Annotated in this window: 26 protein-coding genes; 7 read left to right on the top strand and 19 right to left on the bottom strand. The window is 62.5% G+C overall.

The features are described from left to right. Positions 1 to 71: 71 nt before the first annotated feature. From VGH98_08705 to VGH98_08685, 5 genes are all read right to left on the bottom strand, one after another. A complete protein-coding gene (locus VGH98_08705; protein ID HEY2376039.1) occupies positions 72 to 2,510 on the bottom strand; it encodes an ADOP family duplicated permease in 2,439 nt (812 codons plus the stop codon). A 53-nt stretch (positions 2,511 to 2,563) separates the two neighbouring features. After that, positions 2,564 to 2,908 carry a GNAT family N-acetyltransferase gene (locus VGH98_08700; protein HEY2376038.1) on the bottom strand — a complete coding sequence of 115 codons (345 nt, stop codon included), beginning with the start codon at positions 2,906 to 2,908 and terminating at the stop codon, positions 2,564 to 2,566. 70 nt (positions 2,909 to 2,978) lie between these two features. Then, the gene (locus VGH98_08695) at positions 2,979 to 3,602 is read right to left on the bottom strand and encodes a DedA family protein (GenBank protein HEY2376037.1); all 624 of its coding nucleotides are present in this window, start codon (positions 3,600 to 3,602) and stop codon (positions 2,979 to 2,981) included. Between the two features lie 143 nt (positions 3,603 to 3,745). Beyond that, positions 3,746 to 5,182 carry an NAD(P)/FAD-dependent oxidoreductase gene (locus VGH98_08690; GenBank protein ID HEY2376036.1) on the bottom strand — a complete coding sequence of 479 codons (1,437 nt, stop codon included), beginning with the start codon at positions 5,180 to 5,182 and terminating at the stop codon, positions 3,746 to 3,748. Between the two features lie 779 nt (positions 5,183 to 5,961). After that, a complete protein-coding gene (locus tag VGH98_08685) occupies positions 5,962 to 6,162 on the bottom strand; it encodes a hypothetical protein (protein HEY2376035.1) in 201 nt (66 codons plus the stop codon). Between the two features lie 262 nt (positions 6,163 to 6,424). Between VGH98_08685 and VGH98_08680 the strand changes: the two genes are divergently transcribed. Continuing rightward, complete coding sequence (locus VGH98_08680; GenBank protein ID HEY2376034.1) at positions 6,425 to 6,733, top strand: hypothetical protein; 309 nt, start codon at positions 6,425 to 6,427, stop codon at positions 6,731 to 6,733. 62 nt (positions 6,734 to 6,795) lie between these two features. On the opposite strand, the gene VGH98_08675 is transcribed toward VGH98_08680, so the two are convergent. Next, positions 6,796 to 7,524 carry a Crp/Fnr family transcriptional regulator gene (locus VGH98_08675; GenBank protein HEY2376033.1) on the bottom strand — a complete coding sequence of 243 codons (729 nt, stop codon included), beginning with the start codon at positions 7,522 to 7,524 and terminating at the stop codon, positions 6,796 to 6,798. A 320-nt stretch (positions 7,525 to 7,844) separates the two neighbouring features. Between VGH98_08675 and VGH98_08670 the strand changes: the two genes are divergently transcribed. Then, positions 7,845 to 8,240, top strand: coding sequence for a hypothetical protein (locus VGH98_08670; protein HEY2376032.1), 396 nt, complete (start codon positions 7,845 to 7,847; stop codon positions 8,238 to 8,240). Between the two features lie 96 nt (positions 8,241 to 8,336). Here the strand turns inward: VGH98_08670 and VGH98_08665 are convergent, their stop codons facing one another. From VGH98_08665 to VGH98_08655, 3 genes are all read right to left on the bottom strand, one after another. Next, a complete protein-coding gene (locus tag VGH98_08665) occupies positions 8,337 to 8,567 on the bottom strand; it encodes a hypothetical protein (GenBank protein HEY2376031.1) in 231 nt (76 codons plus the stop codon). Between the two features lie 780 nt (positions 8,568 to 9,347). Continuing rightward, positions 9,348 to 10,445 carry an alpha/beta fold hydrolase gene (locus VGH98_08660; GenBank protein HEY2376030.1) on the bottom strand — a complete coding sequence of 366 codons (1,098 nt, stop codon included), beginning with the start codon at positions 10,443 to 10,445 and terminating at the stop codon, positions 9,348 to 9,350. A 21-nt stretch (positions 10,446 to 10,466) separates the two neighbouring features. After that, a complete protein-coding gene (locus VGH98_08655) occupies positions 10,467 to 10,904 on the bottom strand; it encodes a PPC domain-containing DNA-binding protein (GenBank protein ID HEY2376029.1) in 438 nt (145 codons plus the stop codon). A 560-nt stretch (positions 10,905 to 11,464) separates the two neighbouring features. Between VGH98_08655 and VGH98_08650 the strand changes: the two genes are divergently transcribed. Then, positions 11,465 to 12,529: a YcxB family protein gene (locus tag VGH98_08650; protein ID HEY2376028.1), complete on the top strand. Its 1,065-nt coding sequence runs from the start codon at positions 11,465 to 11,467 to the stop codon at positions 12,527 to 12,529. An 8-nt stretch (positions 12,530 to 12,537) separates the two neighbouring features. Here VGH98_08650 and VGH98_08645 read toward each other — a convergent pair whose 3' ends face one another. Further along, complete coding sequence (locus VGH98_08645) at positions 12,538 to 12,711, bottom strand: hypothetical protein (GenBank protein HEY2376027.1); 174 nt, start codon at positions 12,709 to 12,711, stop codon at positions 12,538 to 12,540. Positions 12,712 to 13,189: 478 nt separating this feature from the next. On the opposite strand from VGH98_08645, the gene VGH98_08640 reads away from it, so the two are divergent. Both VGH98_08640 and VGH98_08635 read left to right on the top strand, forming a co-directional pair. Further along, positions 13,190 to 13,384: a hypothetical protein gene (locus VGH98_08640; GenBank protein ID HEY2376026.1), complete on the top strand. Its 195-nt coding sequence runs from the start codon at positions 13,190 to 13,192 to the stop codon at positions 13,382 to 13,384. Positions 13,385 to 13,573: 189 nt separating this feature from the next. Then, entirely contained in the window at positions 13,574 to 14,284 is a 711-nt protein-coding gene (locus VGH98_08635) for a hypothetical protein (protein HEY2376025.1), read from the top strand. 809 nt (positions 14,285 to 15,093) lie between these two features. On the opposite strand, the gene VGH98_08630 is transcribed toward VGH98_08635, so the two are convergent. The 5 genes from VGH98_08630 to VGH98_08610 form a co-directional block, all read right to left on the bottom strand. Beyond that, positions 15,094 to 16,509: a M56 family metallopeptidase gene (locus VGH98_08630; GenBank protein ID HEY2376024.1), complete on the bottom strand. Its 1,416-nt coding sequence runs from the start codon at positions 16,507 to 16,509 to the stop codon at positions 15,094 to 15,096. Between the two features lie 170 nt (positions 16,510 to 16,679). Further along, the gene (locus VGH98_08625) at positions 16,680 to 17,066 is read right to left on the bottom strand and encodes a BlaI/MecI/CopY family transcriptional regulator (protein ID HEY2376023.1); all 387 of its coding nucleotides are present in this window, start codon (positions 17,064 to 17,066) and stop codon (positions 16,680 to 16,682) included. Positions 17,067 to 17,202: 136 nt separating this feature from the next. Continuing rightward, positions 17,203 to 19,872, bottom strand: coding sequence for an ABC transporter permease (locus VGH98_08620; protein ID HEY2376022.1), 2,670 nt, complete (start codon positions 19,870 to 19,872; stop codon positions 17,203 to 17,205). A 12-nt stretch (positions 19,873 to 19,884) separates the two neighbouring features. After that, the gene (locus tag VGH98_08615) at positions 19,885 to 20,232 is read right to left on the bottom strand and encodes a PadR family transcriptional regulator (protein HEY2376021.1); all 348 of its coding nucleotides are present in this window, start codon (positions 20,230 to 20,232) and stop codon (positions 19,885 to 19,887) included. A gap of 90 nt (positions 20,233 to 20,322) precedes the next feature. Further along, positions 20,323 to 21,333, bottom strand: a complete 1,011-nt coding sequence (locus VGH98_08610) for a ketoacyl-ACP synthase III (protein ID HEY2376020.1) — start codon at positions 21,331 to 21,333, stop codon at positions 20,323 to 20,325. 114 nt (positions 21,334 to 21,447) lie between these two features. Here VGH98_08610 and VGH98_08605 point away from each other — a divergent pair, with 114 nt between their 5' ends. Both VGH98_08605 and VGH98_08600 read left to right on the top strand, forming a co-directional pair. Continuing rightward, positions 21,448 to 21,633, top strand: a complete 186-nt coding sequence (locus VGH98_08605; GenBank protein HEY2376019.1) for a hypothetical protein — start codon at positions 21,448 to 21,450, stop codon at positions 21,631 to 21,633. A gap of 375 nt (positions 21,634 to 22,008) precedes the next feature. Further along, positions 22,009 to 22,212, top strand: coding sequence for a hypothetical protein (locus VGH98_08600; protein HEY2376018.1), 204 nt, complete (start codon positions 22,009 to 22,011; stop codon positions 22,210 to 22,212). Between the two features lie 92 nt (positions 22,213 to 22,304). Here VGH98_08600 and VGH98_08595 read toward each other — a convergent pair whose 3' ends face one another. The 4 genes from VGH98_08595 to VGH98_08580 all read right to left on the bottom strand — a co-directional run bounded on the left by VGH98_08595 (position 22,305) and on the right by VGH98_08580 (position 23,918). Beyond that, positions 22,305 to 22,535 carry a hypothetical protein gene (locus VGH98_08595; GenBank protein HEY2376017.1) on the bottom strand — a complete coding sequence of 77 codons (231 nt, stop codon included), beginning with the start codon at positions 22,533 to 22,535 and terminating at the stop codon, positions 22,305 to 22,307. 4 nt (positions 22,536 to 22,539) lie between these two features. Continuing rightward, a complete protein-coding gene (locus VGH98_08590) occupies positions 22,540 to 22,863 on the bottom strand; it encodes a hypothetical protein (GenBank protein HEY2376016.1) in 324 nt (107 codons plus the stop codon). A 90-nt stretch (positions 22,864 to 22,953) separates the two neighbouring features. Continuing rightward, positions 22,954 to 23,364 (bottom strand): hypothetical protein, encoded by a 411-nt coding sequence (locus VGH98_08585; GenBank protein ID HEY2376015.1) that lies wholly within the window; start codon positions 23,362 to 23,364, stop codon positions 22,954 to 22,956. Between the two features lie 311 nt (positions 23,365 to 23,675). Continuing rightward, positions 23,676 to 23,918, bottom strand: coding sequence for a hypothetical protein (locus tag VGH98_08580; protein ID HEY2376014.1), 243 nt, complete (start codon positions 23,916 to 23,918; stop codon positions 23,676 to 23,678). Positions 23,919 to 24,410 lie beyond the last annotated feature (492 nt).

Raw genomic sequence — 24,410 nt, 5'->3', positions numbered from 1 at the left:
GGACACTGCGGACCCTGCTTTTCGGCGTGTTGACACTGGATGTGGCGACCTTCGCCGCACCATCGACGCGGCTAATCGGCGCGCAGCGCGGCGATAGGATTGACCGAGCCGCCGCGCACTACCGGCGCGATCGTCGCCACCACCGCTGCCGTGAGAACGCTCGTCACGACGAGACCGTACACGCGCCAGTCGAACGCGGCGATGCCGAACAGCACGGCCTGCATCGATCGCGTGGCCATCATAGCCACGAGCACGCCGGCGACGCTACCGATTCCGCTAACGATGAGCGCGTCCTTGAGGATCAATCGTCGGATCGAGCTGGGTGCACCACCCAGCGCGATGCGGATGCCGAATTCGCGGCGCCTCGCGAGGACGTCGTGGAGACAGATCGCGTACAAGGCGACGAGCGAGAGCGCGAGCGCGGCCGCACCAAATAGGACGCACAAGATCATCGGAAACTTTCGGCTGAACACCGCCCGGGACTGGCTGAGCTGTTCGGCGATCGTCGTCACCGCATACACTGGGACGTCCGAATCGATGTTCTTCACGATCGCCCGCAACTGCGTGCCGATTGATGCCGCTCCAACGCTCGTGCGCAGCACGAGCGTCATGCGGTTCTCCGGCCACTGCAGGTGGGTCAGGTAGACGGTGGGCGGCGCATCGATGTCGAGCGCCGTGACCTGCACGTCGCCGACAATGCCGACCACCTCCCACGTACTGTCGCCCGCGCCAGCCAATCGCACCATGCGCCCCAGCGTCGCGCCATCCGTCGCGAGCAGCTTCGCGAATGCCGCGCTCACCACCGCGACGCGCCGCGTATCGGCGCGATCCCCCGAGTCGAAAACGCGCCCCGCGACAATCTGGATGTCCATCGTCGCGAAGTACCGACCGCCGACGATTCGCATCATTGCGCGCGGCTGCTCCGACCTCGGTGTCGGTCGATCCGACGGCTCGAACGTGGTGAACCCGCGACCACCGCCTGGCACTTCGTCGATCATGCCGGCGTTGTGCACGCCTGGCAGCGACGCAGCGCGAGCAATCACCTCCTCGTAGAACTGCTGCTGCGCGACAGGCGCCGCGTAGCGCGGTCCGGCGAGAGGCGCGCGAGCGGTTACGATCTGTTCTGGATTTCGAAAGCCCACGTCGCGTCCCACCAGATTGCGGAAGCTCACGATGAGCAGGCCCGAAGCGACGAGCAGCACGACCGTGAGCGCAAGTTGTGCGGCCACGAGTCCCTGCCGGAGCCGCCGATCGCCGCGCGAGCTCGTGATGCGCGCGCCGAGGACGTGGATCTGCCGCTTCGTCGTGAGTAGCGCCGGGCAAAGGCCGAATCCGACCGGCAGCACGATAGCAATGCCGAGCATGACGGCGATCACCCTCGCATCGAGGCCGGCGTGCGCGAGGTACGGCATGCCGATCCTGACCCCGTCCGGAATCGTCGACACCAGCTCCCCTGCGATCATCTGCCCGATCACCATCGCGAGCGCGGCGCCGAGGAGGCTGGGCGGCAGGCTCTCGACGAGCAACTGACGGAGGATGCGAGCGCGCGTCGCGCCTAACGCGGATCGCATGCTGAGCTCCGGCCGCCGCGACACGTACTGCGTGAGCATGAGCAACGCGAGGTTGGTTCCCATGACGACGAGCAGGAGCATCACCGCGCCGAGGAGCGTCGCCATGATCGTCGTTAGGTTGCCGAGGAACGCCTCGCGCAGCGTCAGAGCCATGACACCTCGACCCGACAGCGCCGCGGGCTGCTCGCGCGCCAGCGCCGCCATCACCGACCCGAGATCTGCCTGCGCTCGCGCGAGCGAGACGCCATCGCGCAGCCGTCCGATGACGCGGATCGAGCGATTCGTCCAGTCCGCACGTCGCTGCGCATCCGCCGCGAGCGGCACGAAGATGTCGGCATCCTGGAGGAGTGCGAAGCTGAAGGTGCTCGGCAGGATGCCGATGACGACGTGCGGGGCGCCGTTGACCCTCACCGTCATGCCGAGCGGGTTCCGGCCGTTTGCGGAGCGGACGAAGCGCTCGCTGACGATGGCGACATCGGTGCCCTGTGTCGCATCCTCGGCGACAAAGTCGCGACCGCGAGCCATCGGCACATCTAGGAGCCTGAAGAGCCCGGTGGTGACTTCCGCGCCACGCACCATGTTCGCAGCGTCGCCAAGGCCCACGATGAAGTTGGAAGGATCGTAGCCCTCGAGCGCGCTGAAGCTCTTCGCGCGCGCCCGCCACGCGAGCAGCGTCGGGTACGAAGTCGGGCTCCCCTCGTCCGAGTGCGCGCGAAGCTCCCAGAGGTGCACGAGCCGATCTGGCCGCGGGAACGGAACGGCATCCAGCAGTGCAGCCTCCGAGGTCGCGAAAATTGCAGCCGCAGATCCCAGGCCGAGGCCGATGGTCAGAACAATGCCGGTCGCGAGGGTGGGGGCTCGCAGAATTCGCCTCGTGGCGAGGCGGAAATCCTGCGGGAGTCCTGCGATCAATGCCGACGGAATGGATTGCAGGCGCATCGGGCGCTCTCGACGTTGTAGATCGTTGGGCAACAGCTGTGCGGGAACAGGTTTCAGAGTTCGTTAGGCAGCTGGTTAGAGAGCTCGAGCTCATAAATCAATGCGGCATCCCCCCGTTCGTCCACGCCGCGCGTTCCGACGAGCCGAAAGCCATTCACCTCGAGCACGCGGCGACTTGCTCGATTCGGCTCCGCCACAACCGCCAAAATCGTCCGGAGCGCAGGTCGCCGTCGTGCCCAAACGACACCGACGAGCGCGTCCGCCGCGTCAAGAATCGCGAACTGAAAGCCGCTTTCTGCGGCCGCATCGCCGATGCTCTGTTGGACCCACGCCTCGGCGACGCGGCGGTCATAGTCGAATGGTCTGCACTGCTCATGCCCTACGCCACGTCGGGCCAAAGCAACTGCGGCTTTGTCAAGGCGAGGCGCACCGTGGTCATTCCAGGAAATCCGTGAAAGCGCCCTGCCTTCACCCGCTCGATCTCTTTCGCTTCTTTGCCGCCAGCCGGCGACTCACCAGCCATAGCATCGCCCAACCGATCAGCCCACCGAGAGCAATCCACACGACTGGACCTATGTACGTGTGGACCCGCTGATAGTTGACGCCAAGCAAGAAGCCCAGGTAAGCAAGCACGCCGCACCAGACGAGCGTTCCCGCGAAATTGCTCGCAATGAAGAGTGCGATGTTCATTCCGGCAAAGCCGGCTGGCAGCGAGATGAGCCCGCGGAGTCCGGGTAATAACTGACTGAAGAAGACAGCCCAGCCGCCGTGTCGTTCGAAGCGCTCGCCGGCACGCTCGAGATCCCGCCCGCGGAGAAGGATCCATTTGCCATGTCTGCCCACCCAGCGCGTGACGCGCTCCTGGCCCAGCGCGCGGCCCACGCCGTAGAGTGGTAAGGCGCCGACGACAGAGCCGATCGTGCCGGCGAGAATTGTCTCGAGCAGGTTCAGACGGCCTCGCGCGCATTGAAAGCCGCCCAAGGGCATGATGAGCTCCGACGGAAGGGGCAACACGACGTTCTCGACGGCCATGAGCAGCCCGATGCCCCAGTAGCCCATCGCACTCACGAGCCTAACGATTGAACGCAGCATGATCGAGCTCGCGTACGGTATGTTGAGAGTCGTTAGATCTAGTGCAGCTCAGGATAGAGGAGTTCCACGATGCCCCACACCTGCCCATACGCAGAGCTTAAGTAGAACCGGCCAGAGCCGGGATGTCGACCTCTCCTTTGCGCTCACAACATATATGCGATATCGGAAGTGCTCGTCGGATACGCGTAGAGCATGTGGGCAAGATCCCGCGCTTTGATCTCGTGGCGAATGGCTAGCGCGAAGAGATTGATGACCTCTTCGGCCCCCGGTCCCAGGAGATGTGCGCCCAAGACTCGATCGGTATCCTCTTCGACAATCGTCTTGAACATGGCGGCGGTTTGGCGAGTCCGGCGGTTCGATAACCATTCACCGGTGTTGTCCGACTTGACGCGAACGGCCAGGCCCTGGGCTCTCGCGTCACTCTCGCTCATCCCGACGCGCGCCAGCGGCGGCACCGTGAACACGACGCTCGGCACGCCCCGATAGTTTGACTTGTTCGTGTTGCCGTGGAGGAGGTTCGACGCGACGATCAGTCCTTCGTGCGCTGCCACCGGCGTGAGCGGCACCGACCCGTTAGGCAGGGCCGCGTCACCCGCCGCGTATACCCGAGGGTTCGATACACTCTGCAGGTACTCGTTCACGTCGACGGCTCCGCGATTGTCGGTCTTCACGCTTGCTCGGTCGAGGGCGAGGTGCCGTGTCTTCGGCACTCGGCCCGCGGCGTGGATGACCAGGTTCGCGCTCACGGAATCATCATGTCCAATTCCACGCTGGAAGTGTACTCGGAGCTCTCCGCCTTTCGGGACAACTGATGTGACTGGCGCGTTGAGGCGGACGTCGACACCAATCGCGGTCGTGTGATCGACCAGTCGGTCAACGAGGTCCTCGTCAAACTGCGTCAGTGCCCTGCCCCGTCCGAACATCACGACATCGACACCAGCGCGTCGAGCGATGTGAGCAAACTCGAATGCGATGTAGCCTGCCCCGATCAACACGAGTCGCTTCGGCAGAACATCGAGCTCGAGAAAGTCGGTGCTCGTCTTGACATGCTCCTCACCGGGAATTCCGAGCGGTCGCGGTTCGGCGCCGCTTGCGACGAGGAAGTGACGCGCGTCTATCCGCTCCGTGCCGACGAGCAGCGTATTTTCATCTGCGAAGCGCGCCGGTCCGTGATAGGCGTTGATGCCCGCCTCGCGGAATGCCGCCGCGCGCTTTTCTGGAACCGGCTCGGTAAAGGTTCGCTTGAACCGCATGAGCGCAGGCCAATCGATCCGCGCGTCGTCACCATGGAGACCGAATCCACGCATGCGACGATATGCATCGAGAATGTCGGCCTCCCCCACCAGCACCTTCTTCGGATCGCAGCCTCGTAAGGCACATGTTCCGCCAAAGGGCTCGTCATCGACGATGGCAACGCGCCAACCCTCTTTTCGGCAGCGCGTTGCCGCAGCGGTTCCCGCTGCTCCCGTGCCGATGACGACCAGATCCACCGATTCCGTATCCTTTTCGGCCATCGTCTGGCTCATCGGACGCTCTGCGCTCGAATCGCGCTTGCGATGAGTGAGTTCACCGATGCGCATAGTTCGAATCCTGCTGCCGATAGGAGCATGCGCCTTGTACCATGGTATAAGGTCAAGAGAGCGGCTCTCGCCTTCGCAGGGCGCCGCTCATCGTCGACGTGCTTTCGATCGTGAGCGGCGACGCCCTCGCATCTGCCTCCAGAGGATCGTGAGAGCCATCGGAGGAAGGATCGCCGCGCCACTAAGTCCGATCAGATTCCCTCGTCTAAGATCCATTCGTACTTCCACGAAATCGCCGTAGATGTGCCGGCTCACGAGAGCTGCCAGGGCGACAATCGCCAGAATGGCGACTGGCCAAACGATCCAGAACACGGCGATCCGTCTCGCGCTCCACGTCGACAGTCGCGATGGTCCCGCACGTCGATCTCTTGTCGTTCCCCAGTTTCGCATCGCGATGTCGCCTCATTTCGCCCGTGCGCCCCGACGCGCACGCGTGCTCCTCACCTCGCTCGAGTGCTATGGCTCGCGACTGAGCCGCTGGGTGTCCATCTCCTCGCGCCTAGTCTCGCTCAACTTCGACGGTTTGACTTTTTCTGCTTAAACGACGGAAACCGAGTGAATGGCGGAAACCGGGTGAACGGCGGAAACCACGTGTGGGGCGGAAACCGCGTGAATTGCGGAGCCGCTTGAACAGCGGCGCGAACAAGGAAGGCGCGCTTCCCGCGCCGACAGTCCGAATTCGTTCCGCTTCATACACGGTTCCGCTTTATACGCGGTTCCGCTTTATATGCGGTTCCCGCCTCCGACAGCAGTCGCGCTAGGGATAACACGTGTAGCGCTCAGAACACTTCGCCGTTTTCGTCGTTTTGCGACTGGATTTGCGGCGCAGCAGGTGACGTCTGCGAGTGCTGCTCGCGACGGTGAAGTCTTAGTTGCTGGATGGTCAGGAACTCCTCGCCGACACCAAAGAACTGTTTTGCGCGCAGCAGTCTCGCCACCGCACTGGCGAAGCCCCGTTTTGTTTGCAAGTCAGGCGCCACATCGGATTGGATGCGTTGTCATCCGGCTCGCGCTCTCGCGTGAGAAGCGTACCTCGAAGAGCACCGTGTCACGAAGGTCGCGCCAGTTCGATGGGAAGTTCCTACGCGAGCTCGCGACTTACGCCGACGGCATTGCGATTATGCCACAACATTTCTCGTAAAGCCTTTCGAGCTTGATCAGTTAATGCTTCATGTGTGTGAGCTCCTTCGAGCCTCTCGGCACCGTTCTTGTATACGCCATTTCCACCATTGAAAACTCGTTATGACGTACAAATCTGGGTCGACGTATGCGAGCCGCTTGCTAACGAAAGTTGTAGAAGCGGGTTGGTTCGAGAAGGAAGAGTTGGCGGTCGAGCTTGGGGTGACGGTACCGACGCTCGAGGCGTACGTGGCGAGCCAGTTACCGATGTCGGCTGACGGGCAATTACGCCTCGCCGCGTTCTTGATAGAGAAAGTGCCACCGCTTGCTCGAATGGGGCACCGGCTGCGAGGCCTGGTTGGCGCGGCAATGCTGTACGAGTCGGATCAGACTCGCACTCACTTGCAAGCCCCGGTCGAGCGGTTCAAGTAAGCGACCTTTCGCAAAGAAGGTCGCGCGATCTTGGGCAATGAGTGAACGAACGCTGCGCCCGATCAGGAACTGAGGGGCCGAGATAAGCCGTCGTAACTGTCGCGAATGATTCGGTAGCACGCGCAAGCCGCACCTTCGAGCCCTTTCCGATCGACAATCTTGATGTGGCCGTGCGTGTACTCGATGAAACCGGCCTTTTGCAACACACCGGCTGCAACCGTCACGCCCGCGCGACGAACTCCGAGCATGAGCGAAAGGAATTCGTGCGTTAGCGGAAACTCATCGGCGGCCACGCGGTCGTGGGTCATCAGGAGCCACCGCGCGCAACGCTCTTCGATGGAGTGTGCCCGGTTGCACGCCGACGACTGGCTTACCTGGCTCATGTAGCTTTGCGCATATCGAAGGAAGAGCGCGCGCAGCGGAACGCTCTCGGCGACCGCCTTCTGAAATGCCGCGGCAGTCACGCGTATCCCGCCGTCCGCCACTTGAATGAACGCCTTGGCGGGCTCGCGATCGACGCCGAAGAGCAACGGAAGTCCGACGAGCCCTTCGTTTCCCACCGTACCCACTTCCACGCTCGTGTTGTCGCCGACGGGCGCAATAATCGAGGCGACACCGCGAGCGAGAAAGTACACGTGCGTGATCGGACCATTGGCTTCGTACAGGACTTCCCGAAGCTTCAGCTCGACGCTTTCAGAGTATTCGAGAAGCTGCGAATACTCCGCAGCTTCTAGCGCAGTCAGCAGCGCATTGCGTGCTGGCTCCGCCGAGGCGGACAATCGGGATTGCATTGTAAGTCTCCTCGTCCGCCAGGCGAGAACTGGAAAATCCAGTCGGACGGCAGGAGGAGGGACTCACGACAACCCGAGCCTGATGTCGAAGGCTGATGAGCGCGCCGGCGGCGGACGTCGGCGCGCTTACATAAACTAAACGTTTACGCTCGCCGTAACAGGAGATTTCGATTTGTGCGACCTCGTACAAGACACAATTTTGTACGAAATCGCACCAAACCACGCCCCTAAGCGAATGGTAGATATGTAGTTGCGTCGGTCACGGGAAAAGCGTACCGTAGGTCGTTATCCCGTACAATTTGAATCGACCTGGAGTCGTTATGATGGAATCGGTTCGATCCGGGAACGTGGTCGCGGGCACGGCGCACCCGAAACCCATGTTCAGCATTGAAGGGGTGGCGGCGCTGCACGCGGCGTTAGGCGACAGGATCGCCGACCGCGATCCGAAGTCATCGTCGCGAGTCAGGGACGCGCTGCGGTACCTCTGCCGCGAAGCGGAGCTGAAGAATTGGCCTCCCGAATTGCTCCTCATCGCATTCAAAAAGGCGCTGGAGACGGTCCCCGCCGTGCAACGCCTGGCGCGCGGACCGGACCGCGATGACTTCGTGGCGCGCCTCGTGTCGCGCTGCATCGCCGAGTATTACGCCGATTCTCGGCCCATGGCAGCCGAGACACGACGGAACTCGCTGCCTGGCAATCCGGATCTCGCGCCGTAGCCGTAACTACGCGTCGATGGTGGGCTGCCTAACGAACGATGTTGCACCAGGAGCTCCGCGCTTTGCGTCGGTCACGCCAGCGCTGGCTCTCCTTGCCTAACGGCCCCACGCGAGGACGTTCAGCTCTCGCTCCGTGAGCTCGTACCACGCGTCAGGGTATCTGCGGACGCGCCGGGCCCGAAGATCCGTGCTGAACATCAGGGTCGGCACCCAGTCCGGTGGCGCCAGCTGCTCGCGAACCGTCCAGATCTCGCCGTCGAAGGGAAACACTCGCGTTCGGGCATCCATGGTCGCTCCGTCGCGCACGGTGAGGGTTCGATCGTACACAGCCCAGGAGAAGCGAGGGCAATCTCCATCGGCATACCGCGAAAATACTGCGCGAAGGTCGTCATGTCACCGTCACAAACGTGGTTCCCCACGCAGCAATGTGGAGAAAGGCCACGAATCGTTTGTGGCGCGGTCCGTTCTGTGCCGTACCGAAGCGCGACCTGTCGCTGAGGGCAATGTGGGCGCTGAAGAGCACGCAGACGAAGAGTCACTCGGATCCCTTCGTGTGGCCATCAGGAGTTCTGTCGCCTCGATTTGCTCCAGGATTCCACGAGCAGAGTTCGAAGAGTTGGTCGACCAGCTCGCTCGTTCGCAGCGGTGGCATCAGGCGATCGAACACGCGACGACAAGTTCTGAAAGCGGGACCGAGGGCCATGAATGACTAGCGAACCAAATTCTGGTGATCCAACTCATACTCGACGCGCTCAGAACAACACTTCGCGCGAAAGCCGGGACGGCCAATGAATGGGGAAGCGGTCGCGGTCGACATACTGCGGAAAGAAATCGCCAAACGTCTCAAAACGGTTTGCCCGAACGTGCCTCGAGAGGAATTCGACGGGGCAGTCAACCGCTTGGCCCGCTTGGAGCACAGCTACGAATTACTCGACCGCTTGGAGGAGCATACGCGGGAGAACGGCGAGGTCATGTAGGCGGGATGATAGAGGAGACCATCGTGTGCTGTCACGTCGCAGCGCAGAATACTGACGGGCGCCGTTTGATCGACGGGAGGCTGTCTGGGCTGATACCATCAAGCTCTGCATCGAGTATTACTACGCCGAATCACCGCTCTCGGAATAACCGCCTCCCACCGCGGCCATTGACGCCGCCAGCGAGAGCCCGCCCGTTTAGCACATACGAAACGACGGCCAGTAGGACGGAGCGCTTGCGAGCCTGAGAGACCGTCATTCGCCCGACCAGTGCCGTTGGCGGCCGGCCGTACGCGAGCTCGCGAAGCAGCGCGAGCACGGCACCGCCGCCGGTGCGACCGCGGATCGGATCGAAGATGTTGTGCTGAAGACGCAGCGAGTCCGGAAGCTCGAAGATCGAGACCCGTCCGCCGCGCTTCGACCACTCCCGCGCGAGCGCTTCCGTCGCGGACTCCTTCACAGTGCGATCGCTGGCGTTCACCAGTACGACGATATCCCGCGTGCGCGGAGCGCTGCTGGTGGCTTCGCTCAGGACGAAGCGTCCAAGCTCGAAGATCGCCGCCGCCGCGCGTGAATTGAATCCCGGTTCGCGGTCTGGACGGGTCGTGTCGGTCGGCCACGGACGCGTGATGCTCGGCAGATGGTCGGCGAGACCCACGAGCGGCCGGTCGAGCAGCGACGGGATTACTCCCGGCTCGATCGCCGGCGCGATCAGGACCACCCGCGTTACTTGCCGCTCCTGTGCGATCCACGCGCCCATTGTCGCGCCCATACTCAGGCCGACGATTACGAGCGAATCGCCGAGGCCGCGCGCCTCGTCGACCGCGGAGTCCGCGGCTGCGCGCAACTCCATCTCGGTAAGGCCGGAGAGGGCGCTCACGCTGCCGCCGCGGAGCGCGTGCCGCGGGAGCCGCGGCACGTATACGTTGTTCCCATCGGCGCGCAACAGGTATGCGAGCGCCTCGAACTGCCGCGGCGAGTCGGTGAGGCCGTGCAGAAGCACGATCACGCGCGGCGCCTTGGTGCCTTCCGTCAACAGAATACTTCGCGCTCCGGGAACCGCGACGCTGTCGTCAACTGCTTGCCGCCGGGCGATCGCGGCGACAGCGCGACTGTATGCCGGATGGAGGTGGGCCTTCTGCGCCCGGCTCGTCGTCGCATCCGAGCGGTCGCAGGCTAACGCTTGGACGGCGGAGGCGATGGCAACGAACGTGAATGCATTGAGCCTCATTCGTTCGAAGGGGTCGGACCGTTACGCGTCGAGGTCGATGAGTGGAATACCACTCTCGCTGTCGTACGCACGCCGAAGATGGACCGGCGATTCCACGAGCACGATCTCGAGCGTCGGTCGCACATGTGCCTCGAGGAGATGTCCACCGTGCGCGGTGCCGTCGGCCTTACCGACGACAACGTGCGCGTGCACTGTCGGCTTACCTTCAGCAAGGGAGATGTCGCCGACTAGCGAAAGCACTTCGACTTGCTCATCTATTGGGATTCGGTCGTATTCTTTTCGCTTCCAGTCGAAATAGCCGAGCACGACCCCGCTGAACGCGCCGATGCCCGTAAAGTGGCTAGCAGCGAGACCTAGCTGATTGGCGAAGATCGAGAGCGACGTCATTGGCTCGTCTCCGGTATCGAACACGAGCGCGAAGGTTCTTTCACCGTTCTTGTGAATCAGCTTCGATTTCATAGGCCGGCACCGGTGATTAGCGCGACCAGCTGAGCGCATGGAGCTCCTCGGCCGGGAGCTGGCGCCAATGCGGAGGATACTCGGATACGCGGCGGGCGCTCTTCGTATTTTCGAACACCAACGACGGGCAGGCCGGATTGCGAAGGTCTTCCCAGACGGCCCATGCTTCGCCGCCAACTTCAAAGCGGACCTCAGCCTGATGCCTTCGTGGCCGTCCGTCATCACCGTATCGCCGCCGCGGCAACGTGCCGCCTCGCATCAAAGGGACTGGACGGCTTGCAACTCCTGCGCCTATTCAGGCGGTGCCGTTCCCTGGCGCATTAGTGCGCCTACGTCCCGAGCCGACAGCTTGAACGAGCGTGAAGAGATCGCCATGTTCGTTGCGCCTAACGATTCACAAGTAGCGACGGTAGCACCCGGTCGCTGAAAGTATGGCGCCACACCGCTGCTCCTCTTATCCGGCGCCGCGTCGCTTCTTTGGCTTGTTCTCTCCCGCGCCATCGGATCGTAGGCATCGGTGTGAGTTTCTTTGATGAGTTTTCCTGGTTCCTCAGCACCCAATGGATAAAGTATCGGTTCTCTTTTCCACCTCGCTCGCCGAGATGGCACGCGCGCTGAGAGCGATCAACTACGCTACTCCGATCGTGCGAACCGTGCGACGGCTGGCCTGGACGATGATTGCTGTCGTCGCGGTTTTGATCGTCGCTGGTGTCGTTGCGACGCCTCTCGCGATCGCGCTGCTATTTGTTCCCGGTCTTGTCGTGTTGCTCTTCTGGAGCCTGCCGTTCTATCTGGCTTGGATGTTGAGGCGGAACAGTGCCTACTGGACGCAGGATCTACACGCCGAGTTCTCACCCGTGGGCATCCGCTCGGGCTCAGTCGGCGCGGATGGCTTCACGGAGTGGCGAGCGGTCGTCCGCACCACAGAGACAGGAGCGTTCTTTCTGTATTTCACGTCCGCTCAGGCAGGACAATTCATTCCGAAGCGTGTCCTGCTAGCGAGTGAGATGGAGCAGCTTCGCAGATTCTTCCGCGAGTATCCGGGGACGACGGGTGCTTCCACGACGCCGGCACCGGCAGCGTCGATGTCTCCACCGCTCGTGCAGACGAGATTCACGCTGGATCCGACCGAGGTCACGCGCGTTGCGATGGTCGCGGCGCACAAGACGGGCTCGATGTGGGTTTGGTATCTTCTCATGCTCGTCATTGTCTCGTTCAACACCGTGCCGGTGACATACCGGCAATGGCGACATGGCGGATTTGGCGCAATCAGCATTCCCCTCCTGCTCCTGGGACTGAGTCCGATGCTGATCATCATCGTCGGCCCGCCGTTGGCCGCGCGGTGGGCCGCGAAGCGACAGGTCCGGACCGGCTCGAGCTCCCAGGGCACCCAGCACGTCGGCGTGGCCGATTGGGGGCTCGAGGTCAGAGGACCGATGTCCAGCGGCACATTGCGATGGAGCTCGGTCATGAAGGCGATCGAGACGCCAGAGTTCTTCCTCTTTTTCTTATCCAAACTTCAGCCGGTGTATATCCCGAAGCGGCTTTTGAGTGATGCCGAGGCGGCACAGGTGCGCCAGCTCACTCGCTCGGCGCTCGGGAGCAGGGCGGAACTGCTGGAATAATGGCATGCCTAACGCTTTTCGATTCCGCGACGATTCCACTCGTAGAAACCATAGAGGTTGTGCCGGGCCGCCTTCGTGCCGGCGAGCAGGGGTTCCAGGAATGGGGTAGCGTCATCGAGCATCCGACCAATCGCACAAATCCAGGCATCGACATCGCCCGCGTCGAGCGGCTCGTCGCGCATCCGCGCTATAGTCCCCTTCTCTTCTGCTCGCGGCCGAGTTCATGAAGCAGTCGGATGGTTCGTTACGCAGTTGCCAGCAGCATCGTTAGCAGACAATCATCCACTCCTTGCGCTGCCCCATGCCACTAAGCCCCAGAATAACGTTCCGACGATGCACTACCTGACCGTTGAAGAAGCGCGCGTACGATGCGACGGTGTCCTTAGGCTAGACCAGCATGGCTGGCCGACTCATCCGAGCTCGGAACCGCTGTACGCTCGGGCACCGTTTCCATCGCTCGTCGGGCTCACCAGTTATTGCCAATATCTCGAGCGATCGCTTCGGCCGAGAGAAGCCTGTTTGCTGTGGGTCACGGCATGGGACATTTGGAGTTCGCAGAATTGGCAGCTCTATTATCGACTGCGGCAGTCATACGGAGAGCTACGACCGCTGGAAGATGCGCCAGCGCATCTCTTTCGTGATTACGAAGGCGCCGATCTCGTGACTTTCGTCCAGGTCGGCATTCTCTGCGGGTGGGACATACACTTGATCCCGTTGGTCGGGTACAACCGAGCATTCGTTTCACACGACGAATTCGTAGAGTTCTGCGCTGACGATGCCAATGGCGACATGGTCCACCAATTCGCGGCGGAGCTCGGTGGCGCCGAGGTTATCCGTGCGAAGCAATCGAGCTGAAAGAACGATTCAGTCGTTACGATTGGCACCAGAGAGTCTGTTTCGTCACGACAACGTGGGATGCGGTGCGCGAGTGCTTGCCCTCGGCGCGGCCTGCGCGCCAAAGGTTGCATGGCATCTTGGAGGAGCACAAAGTTGAGTGCTGTAGCCGACCACAGAAGCATTTCTTCCATCGCTCTGCTCTTGGGGATGACATTGGCCGCCTGCTCCTCCGCCAAGCCAGCCGCGAAGGACAGCGCCGGCGCCTCATCCGTCCTCGAGCGCCACGCGCTCGATCTCGACGGCGATTCGGTGCCCGACTCCATCCTCGTATTCCGCGGCGACAGCTCCGCTCCAGGCGCGGCGAGCAAGATCGAGTTGCACCTGTCGAGGGCCGGCACGCGAGTGCTTCAGGACTCGAGTCGCTACGATCCGGCGCCGGAGGAGTTCAACGGACTCGGCAACCTCCTTACGTCACATCTCGTGTACGCGGCGGATTTCTATCGCGCCGGGCGGCTCGTCTTTCTGTTCGGCGCCAAGACCGGATGCTGCCAGCAGAGCCTAACGATCTACCGCGTCAGCGCGAACGGGCTACAGAAGTATTTCTACGACCCCGAGCTGTTCATCGACCGGACGCCGGTCCCGCAGCCGAACAAGGTCGCCGTGCTCGCGGGCCGGAAGTTGAGCGAAGGAGTCACTCCGCCATCCGGCGAGTACGCCTCGGCCGTGACCTATGCGCCGGTGATCGTCTATAGACTCGAGGACGTTCCGCGGCTCGACAGCGCGGCCACGCGCGCGCTGACGCGCGGGGAGCTCGGCGGCTTCGCCGGCTTCGGCTATCGCACCGATGTGGCCGCGCTGCGCCGCGGCAACGGCTCGAAGCTGCTCTGGAATCTGAGGGAGCATCGTCCGATGCCGTAATCGATAGGCGAGAGCATGGCTGCCGCGGGCAGGGCCCCCAGGCACCAGCTCCTTGCACCCGAGGTCCACGCGCAGATTCAGCGCCTCGAGCCCGATCGCGCCCAGCAGGACCAGGTCCTCCGGCCCGGCGAAAACCACGATGGTCGGCGTCGCGCTCCCGGCACGCTGGTCGTTAGGCATACCGACCGGCCGAGCGTCGAAACCAGAGCCATGAGGTCCTCCGAGAGGGACCGGTGTGTCATCGCGGTCATCACTTTGATGACGTTGCACGATGTTCGGACGCTGAGTACCTCGAAGGCAAGTCGGACAACAGCGCAATGCTACCGAGAGCGATCCGGTGCCGCTGAAAGAAGCCGCTATTTACTTCGAGCGCGTAGCGATGCGGCACGTCGGGCGGATACGATGGGCAGCCCTGTGCCAGAATGGACTCGCAAGGCTGCATCGCGCGTATGGCGCGCACCACTCCCGCTGCATCGAAGTACGCAATGTCGAGGGGAATTCGCGTTCTGAACATCCAGTAGCCAGCGTTGGGCGGTTGGGTCGAGTCGTACAGAAAGAGCATTCCTGCGTTTTCCGCCAAGTGATGCCTTTCCATCAAACCCATGGTTCTTTGCGCAGGGCTCGCAGCCAGCTCGACCGACAATCGCACGGTATCAGGCCCGGAAACGAGGCGCATCGACGTCGAATCGAATGCGATCACATGTTGATCCGGCTCGCCTTGATCCGACGAGACGCGACCACACCCGCAAATGAGTGCCACAAGTATGAGCACTATAGAGTGGACCTGTTCGGGCACAGCTCAACCAGTCTCAACGTGCGTTAGGTGACGGCGCCATGCGGTGCCAAATGAATGTCAGGCCGCCCCAGCGATCCTTGCCATCGACGAAGCTCCGGTTCGTCTCGAACAACGTCTGCCCATCAGCGCTCAGCCACATCCGTTCGATCGTATAAAATTCGTGGCCGCCTCGGGAGTGGCTCGTGAGCATCAGCGTGTCCCCCATCCAGACTGCCCCGACAGTGACATTCGCTTCCGCGTTCCCCCTGACGGTGTAACCGGTGCTCGGTGCGCCATCGAAGGTAATGTTCGAAAAGGAATTCTGCGTCTGCAAGAGACGGCGAGTCAGCGAAGTCATGATGTGACCGCGGCCTTCTATCGAGATCGCGTCGTCCGTCTGCCTGAGGATCGTCGAATCCGCCACGACCCAGTCAAATTCCAAGGTGTGAATCTGGGTGGTATCGGATGTCCATTTGCCCGAGAAATTGGGGCGACTGACCGCGTTCGGCGTCACGCTGGCAATGACCGCGACGGGTGGGATTGGCGACTCGACCGCAGCCGCTCGCACGTTCATCGCGGGCAACGTCGCAACGGTTGTAATCTGCGAAGCACGCCGCTCGGCGATTGCCGGCCGCGTCGCAGCCGCTGCACGCGGTGGTAACACTTGCCGAAGCGAGGCGCGAGACTGCAGGCCAGGCGCGGTGACGCGGAACGACGCCAACGGACCAATCATCATGAGCGCGAAGGCCATCGTGGCGGCTTGAGCGCGGGCCGTGACCGTGGCGCGAGAACGCGTACCGTCGAGCATACTCATGAACCTCCGTTCGAGATCAGTCTGCGTGATCATTCCGACGGCGACGAGGTCGAGTCTCGCGTCGGTCGCGCGGCGCGCGAGATCGAGCAAGTGCGACGCGTATTCGAGCGCCGGAATTCCCGAGTTGAGAACACAGTCATCAGCGGCTCGCTCGGCCTCGCTGCAGAGGTGAGCAAACGCGCGCCAGGCGAGCGGATGAAACCAGAACATTGCACACGCCAGTCGGCCGATGGCCTGCGAGACACAATCGTGGCGTGACACGTGCGCGGCTTCGTGAACGAGCACTGCTCCAAGACGTGCGGCCGACCACGACCTCGCCTCGGTCGGCAGTAGCACGACGGGCTTCACGATGCCGAATGCGATCGGCGATTCCACGTCGACGCTGTATGCCAATACGATCTGGCGCCTCGATCCGACAGTCCTCGCAGCTTCGGCGAGCCCTCGCGTCATATCGCGATCATTTGCGACGACGGCGCGCCGCGCGAGCTGCATCGCGCGGATCCAGCCGATGCCGTCGCGAGCGAGCAACACAACGCATCCGATGATCCAGATCGCGAGCAGCGGGTGAGCGGGCGCCGGCATCGATCCGACAGGCCAACGCCAGGCGGATTGAGAACTTGGTAACGGACGTTGCATGCGAGGTGCGCCGGCGATCGTCGCCGCGACGGAGCGTGCAGGTGCGCGACAGTCGCGCGTGATATGGCCGGACCTCCGCTTTGTGCGAAGAGCGGCGCGTGAATCAGGATCGCCGGCACGACCAGCGACGACAGAGCGAGTAAGACGCACGACGACAGCGCGACGAGCGGTCATGTGCGGCCGCCCTTCTTCGCCTGCTCGATGATCGCGCCGAGGCGAGCGAGCTCCTCGCGTGTCATCGATTTGCCGTTCGGTCCGAGCAGCGCGACGACCGCGTCTTCTGTGGAGTCGTTGAAGAACGTCTTCACGAAGTGCCGAATGGCGTCGCGACGAAGGCGAGCCGGATCGCCAGGCAGATATACGTATCGCGGCCCGTCCCACTGGTGGCTGACGTATCCTTTCTCCTCGAGCAGTCGAAGCATCCCGCGGACCGAGGAGTAGCTCGGGGGATCGGGAAGGTCGGCCAACACGTCGGCAGCGGTCGCGCGCCCTCGACGGACGACAATGTCCATGATCTGACGTTCGCGTCTGCCGAGCTCGGAGAGTGACTTGACCATGAAGTCCGCCCGCGTCGGATGCTAATCGATTGACACGATGCGAGTATGCTAGCATCGTGCCATCCAGCGGCGAGCCGTCAGGTTTTCGTTCAACCCGCGAAATCGCGAGCGGCTAACAGCAGTCGACTCTACGAATTCAGTCCGCCCGCATACTCGTCAGCGGGTCGACGCGCGTCGCGCGAAGCGCCGGCACGATGCACGCGATCATGGCAACGATGAACACCAGCAGCACGACCGACCCATACGTGCGCACATCGAGTGTCGTGACGCCGAACAACATTCCACTCAAGAGCCGCGCGCCGAGTAGTGCGCCAACAAGACCCGCAACGATCCCCACGAGTGACGCCACCACACCCTGGCGCACAACCAGCGAGACCACGCGGGACGACGAGGCGCCGAGTGCGATACGGACGCCGAACTCGCGAGTGCGATTGGCGACGTTGTAGGCGAGAACGCCGTAGATGCCAACGGCCGCGAGCGTCAGCGCGATGAGCGCAAAGCACGTCGCCAAGCCGAGCGCGAATCGGCGCGACGCGAGGCTGCCACCGACGACGCCGTTGAGTGTTTCCACATCGCGGACGGCAAGCGATGGATCGCGCGCGCGAATCGCTCGGCGGATCAATGCACCGGCATCGGCGGCGGTGCGTGACGTGCGCATCACGAGCGACATCGACCGCATCCACGCTTCGTGGCGATGGTTCGCATAGAGCGTCGGCTTGACGGGAGTATCGAGTCCCTCGGAATGGAAGTCGCCTGCCACGCCGATGATGGTCATCCAGGTGCCGTTCGGGTCCGGCCCGATCCTGATCCGACGACCCACGGCATCACCCTTCGGGAAAAAGCGCTTGGCCGTTGTCTCGTTGATGATCGTCGTTTCCGGTATATCGGGACGATCGCGCGCGTCGTACCCGCGACCGGCAATGATCGGAATGCGCAACGCCTTGAAGAAATCACCGCGGACGCTGAGATACGTGAGCTCAGGCAACCGCGCCTCGTCATTCTGCTCGCCCTCGATGCGAAGCGCAGTTCCGCTTCCGCCGCGAGTCGGCAAGTCACTCACCGCACCGACGGCCGTCACCCCTGGCGCGTGCGACAGATCGTCGATGACGCCATCGTAGAACGCATTGACCCGTACAGGATCTTCGTATTGATCGCCGGCCGCACGAAGACCTGCAGTCACGACTCCCTGTGGATCGAAGCCCAGTGTGACGCGCGTGAGCTCACCGAAACTCCGAATGAGGAGTCCGGCGCCAGTCAGCAGAATGAGAGCGAGCGCCACCTGTGCGACGACCAGGGTTTTCCGCACGCGCCCGCTCGCTCGGCCGCCGCTATTTCCGCGGCCGCTGTCCTTTAGAGACTCATAAAGATTTGCGCTCGAGCCGTCGAGCGCCGGCAGCAAGCCAAACAGCACACCGGTGACGAGGGAGACGGCGAGGCTGAACGCGAGCACGCCAGCGTCGACGCGCGCATCGAACATCGGCGGCAGCGTCGTCGGATTGACCGACAACAATAATCGTGTTGCCGCCATCGCCAGGCCGACGCCCATCGCGCCGCCGATGATGGACAACAAGAGGGATTCCGTGACGAGCTGTCGCACGAGTCGCGCTCGGCCGGCGCCGAGTGCGGCGCGCGTCGCGAGCTCGCGACGTCGGCCCATCGTGCGGGAGAGTGCCAGATTCGCAAGATTCGCGCAGGCGATGAGCAGCACGAGAGCGACGGCACCTTGCAACAGCAGGAGCGCGGGACGGAGATCGCCGCTGATGATGTCGCGCACCGGGCGCATGCTCGCGCTCCGTGCGCTGTCCGCCTCGGGATACTGCTGCGCGAGCCGAGCGGCAACCGTGCGGAGGTCGGCGAGCGCGCGGGCCGGCGTAACTCCGGCCTTCAGTCGGCCGATGGCGTGGACGTAATGTTGTTTGCGCGCGCGAACGACGTCCTTGAGCGTACCGGCTTGATCGTACGGAAGCCACAGGTCCTCGTGTTGTCCGATCAAGAAGCCGTACGGCATTACGCCAATCACTCGATACGTTGCACCACTGAGCTCGATCGACTGTCCGACAATGCCCGCGTCGCCACCGAAGTCCCGCTGCCAACAGTCGAACGACAGCACGACGTTATGATCGTTGCCAGGGATTTCATCACCGGCGATGATCGCGCGGCCGAGCAGTGCTGGCGTGCCGAGGACGCTGAAGAGATTCGAGCCGACGAGGAGCGCGTCGAGTGATTTGGGATCGCCGGACTTCGGTCGCCAGATCACCGATTGACTCGGCACGATGGCTCCCAGACCGCTGAAGCTCGTTTGAGTCTGCTGAAAGTCGGCGAAATCGGCCGGCGATAGGGGGACGACATCCGTTGGATGCCCCGGCCAGCTCGAGGAGACCCGATAGACGCGATCTGCGTCGGCGTACGGAAGCGGTTGCAGCAGCACCGCCCGCGACACGGTGAACACAGCGGTGTTCGCGCCGATCGCGATCGCAAGCGTCAGAAGCGACACGATGGCAAAGGCCGGGCTTCGCCGGAGCGTTCGCACTGCGTAGGCCAAGTCTTGCCGCCACTCCGCGAGTCGGTCCGCGTGTCGATCGTCGCGCTCGGTGCGCTCGTCCTGTCGCCGGCAGTACACGCGCGTGAAGTCGAGATCTCCAAATTCAGCCATCGCCTGCTGGCGTGCGGCGTCTTCGCTCAGACCACGAGCGCGTAGCTCGGCAATCCGCATGTCGAGATGGAACGACAGCTCGGTGTCGACGTCGCGAGCGATCGTCGTGCGCGAGCGCCACGGCAGCTTGAAGAAGCGACGACCGATGCTCATGGGTGTTCTCCGCTACGCTGGACTGAGGACTTTGTGGACGGCGTCGGCGTACGCCATCCATGTCGACGTCTCGGTGCGAAGCTGCTTACGTCCGGCGGTCGTGAGCGAGTAGTACTTCGCTTTCCGGTTGTTCTCGGAGAGTCCCCATTCGGAGATGATCCATTTCCGTCGCTCGAGGCGATGCAGCGCCTGGTAGAGCGCAGCGCCTTCGACCGAGAGCACGCCGTCGCTGCGGCCGTCGAGCCACCGTGAGATGGCGTAGCCGTGCATCGCTTGCCAGGCGAGCGCTCGAAGGACGAGAATGTCGACTGTTCCCTGCAGCATTTCAGGTGGCGTGCGATTCATCGCGCTTCCAGTCATCAGGTGAGTGGAAGGATAGGACCGCGGATTTAAATCGTCAAGCGACCGGTCGCAAGGAGATCCCGTTACGCGATCGGTGCAACGACTCCGTCACTCATGAAGAGCCCACTCCACAAGTACGCCGGCGTGGACCAGGCCGCCGCCAAAACCATAGAGGAGGACGCGATCACCGTTCTTGATCGTGCTTTCGCGAGCTCCCTCAACGAGAGCGAGTGGAATCGTCGCTGACGATGTGTTGCCATAGTAGGTGAGGCTGCTCAAGGTTCGCTCGATCGGAAATCCAATTCGTTCGCACACGGCCTCTGTGATTCGCAGATTCGCGCTGTGCGGAACGAACCAATCTATCTCGTCTATTCTCAGTCCCGCTTTCTTCACCAGGCACATCGCGCCGGCGGCAACGGTTTCCACGGCCCACCGGTACACCTGTCGTCCGTTTTGGCGGATCAATCCCGTGTTGTCCACGGGAGCCAGGCGAGAGGAAAGGCCTGTGCGGTACAGATGCGCGGCGCCTTCTCCATCCGCGCCGAGGTGGCTAGCGAGGAAGCGCCCTTGCTTATCCGATTCGACGAGGGCCGCGCCGGCGCCGTCACCGAAGAGAATGGCAGTCGCGCGATCCGTATTGTCGACGACCTTACTGAGTGTTTCTCCAGCGACAATGAGGACTCTCTTGTGAATGCCCGCTGTCACCAGCCCGTTGGCGATATGCAATCCGTAGGCGAAGCCGGCACACGTGGCATTGAGGTCAATCGCTCCGGTGTTACGAAGGCCCAGCTCAGCCTGGACCAAGCAGGCAACGCTGGGAAAGGCGTAATCGGGTGTGGTTGTACAGGCAATAATCAATTCAACGCCCGTTAGGCCGTCGGGAGATCGCGAATGCAGATCACGTACAGCGCGAACACAGAGGTCGCTGGTAAATTCGTCGTCGGCTGATACGCGTCGCTCGCGTATGCCCGATCGAGTGACGATCCACTCATCGCTGGTATCGAAGACTTGCTCGAGATCGTGATTTGTCACGATACGCTCTGGGACGTAGGCACCGAGAGCCGCTATTCTTGCTCCGCTGCGTGCAGTGGATCGTCTCAAGGCATTCTCCCGTCGCACAAGGGAAACTGATACCAGCCCGACAAAGGTGGCTATTGAATTGCGCGTCCAGCTCTTCGTCTCTCGATACTACCTTCGAGTTCGCACCGACTCGCCTCCCGGGAGACGCCAGCCATGACAGTGGCCCTCACACTCTGGATTGCGACAGTCCTCATCATTCTCGGCTCACTCGTTTTCTCCAGCCTGTTTCAGATGCACGCTCATCGCGTGGCCGTCAAGCACCAAGTCGAGCTTCGGCAGAAGCTCGATGAGCAACAGGCCGAGATGGCGTTCAATTTCACGCCGCGAGGAATTGACTAGCAACACAGGGAGGGACGGCTACGGACGGCTTCGGTTTCTCGGCGCTCATAGTCAGGGCACTCACACATAACGGCTTACAGGCTTTCTTCACGTGAGGCTATCCGTTCGCTGCGCAAGCAGCGATGTTTCAAAGATTGGAAACGTGGAGTATTCTGGACGACGCTGAGCAAACAGTTGCCCGCGACCGCGCAGAGCAACGCGCAGACATTGTTGCGGACTCCAGAGCGGCGATCACACGCGCTCGCTCGCTCTGTGAGTTGGCCCACGCTCAGATGCAAACCTTTCGCGAAATGCAGGCACTCTCGCTGCGAGAGCGCCGCGCCGCGCTCACCGAATGGGAGCGCCGCCTCTTCCATTTGATTGACGAGCGGTAACATGGGAATCACACCGCACATGGACGAGCGCCGCTTTGTCGTCGACAAAGTGGCGTGGTGTGTGTACGAGCACGCGGGACCATGGCCGTGCGGTCAGTCCCTCGTCTTCGAGACCGAGAGCGTTGCACGCCGCGTGCGCGACTATCCGCCACATTGGCGCGAATTATCAAGCGCCGCGCTGTATGAGCTCAGTTGGGGACGGTGACCGCTTCCGACCGCGACTTATACGCGGTGGGCTGGGGCGCTGAACACGTCATGCTTGGCACGGCGAGAGCCGGCACCAGGAATGAGAGCGCTCTAATCTTCCACGGCCGTAGAGTCGGCCTGCTCGTTCGCGCGCTCGAAATCATCGAGGAGTACGTGATACTGCGTGTTTCGAGGATCCATCGACTCAGGTCTACTGTGACCGGGAATCCGCTGGCCTAAGGACCAGTTGTCCTTCGCGAATTCCGCGATGCCATCCAAGCCAGCCTCGTGTAGCCGCTGGATCACGGTGCGCTGCAGGAGCGTGAGGGATGGTTTCGCCATCCACTTATTCGATGAGTCGCCGAGCTGGTGGCGCCGGACTGGCCAGTGCACACCAGGTGCGCAGTTGATCATCGGTTGCGGCCGCCCAGCCTCGCGGCGTCTCGGGGATCGGCGCGAGTCGCCGTCGCTCCCCATCGCTCGCTTCGAATGCGAGCCAACCTTGCTTGAGGCTCGATGCGAGCTTCGGACGCGTGTCGACAACGCGTCGCCGCTCGCGGACGCCCGCTGGCGGTCCCTCCTGGCGATAACGGCGTTCTGCAAACGTCGGATGGACATCCCACACAATCCAGGACCGTCCACGTCCGTCAACGAACTCACGCGACGCCATGGCCTAACGAGCGACCAGCAGGTCTTCCCGCGTAATGGCCAGTGCACGCCAGCGCGCGCCGTTCGCGGAGATATTGACAACGCTCATTGCTTACTTACCGAGGGAAGTCTCCCACAGATCAGGGAGTGAGAAGAAGTGCTTCGCCGGACGTAACTCTCGATATTCGTGCTGGACGAGATCGCGAACGGCCCGCGCGCCGAGGGCGCCGCGGTCTTCGCCGAGCAGGAGAGCCTTTCGGTGCATCTCGCCGTCGTAGTCGCCCGTGAGGAGCCACGTGGGATCGATGCCGCACTCGTAGACGAATGCCGCCATGAGATCGATGAGAAAGACGGTATCGATACGTCGCGCTTCCGCGTTCATGAATTGTCCGAGCGCCTCACGCGGCACGCTCAGTGAGGCGGCGACCGCGTCGAGACAACTCCCTGGCTGGCGTGCTACTACGCTGCGGCAGCGCTTCGCGATGGCTTCGGCGTAGGGGTCGTTCAGGAAGGGGAACAGCACTGCGAGGCCTCAGGCAACTGGTGGGCCGACACGCACAATGGTGCAAGATCGATGCACACGACCGGGCACCTCTGTGTGACGCGGATCACAGAAAGGCCCATTTCCGAGCCGCTGCAACCGAACGGATTTCGGGTCGTAGCCTCTGCACTCTCGGCTGCCCGCGAGTGACGCGTTAGGCGCCGGCGAGGAGCTTCACGAATTGAGGCGGTCACGCTGAGCGGCGCCGCAGACTGCCCAACAGGGCCATCCTCCTGATTGGCGCAGTCCAGAAAACGTGCAGGCTGTGACTCCTGATCTTCCGATCGGCAAGCTCAGGTTGTCCAGCTCAACGCCGACAAATCCTCATCGTTCAGCGTCCGCCAATCGGGCGGAAAATCGCGAACCCGTCGGATCGAGGTGTCGGATTCGAACACGAGCGACGGCGTGTTGCGGCGGTCGAGCGTCAGAGGCGGCAGTTCATACACGAGCCACGGGACGCCGTCGACAATGAGCCGTCGCGCGGTTCGTTGGGCTGCGCGGAGTAACTCGGCGGCAGGCTTCGATGGCTCGGTCATCGATCCAAAACCTCGCTGGAGCGCCCAGCGTGGACAAGCGAACAGTCGTTTACTCGAGGAGTCTTCGAGGCGATGGTGCCGGGTTAGCTATCGCGCACCACGCAGACAATTCGTCAACCGACGCCGCGTCCCAGCCACTGGGGATCTCAGGAATGGGCGCAAGGCGACGGCGCTCGCCGTCACTCGACTCAAAGGCCAGCCAGCCGTCCGCCATCTTCGAGGGGACGTATACGCGCGGCCCGGTCACGCGCCGCCGCTCCCGTGTTCCTATCTGCGGACCCGTATTCCGCTCGCGACGCTCGGCGAGCGTCGGATGGACCTCCCAGACCGTCCACCGTCGTCCGCCTTCGTCCGTGAACACGCGGGAAGCCATAGGTGCCTAACGATTGAGCGGGGATGACCATCCAACCAGGAACTTCATCTCGCCATTGGCGCTCGTGAACAACAAACCCGCACGGCCGTCATCTGGTTCGAGCAGTAGTCAGTCGCTCG

It is taken from the genome of Gemmatimonadaceae bacterium, from assembly GCA_036496605.1.
GTDB lineage: Bacteria > Gemmatimonadota > Gemmatimonadetes > Gemmatimonadales > Gemmatimonadaceae > AG2.
Note: the sequence above shows the minus strand (reverse complement) of the source record. Positions and strands in the feature narration are given on the sequence as shown.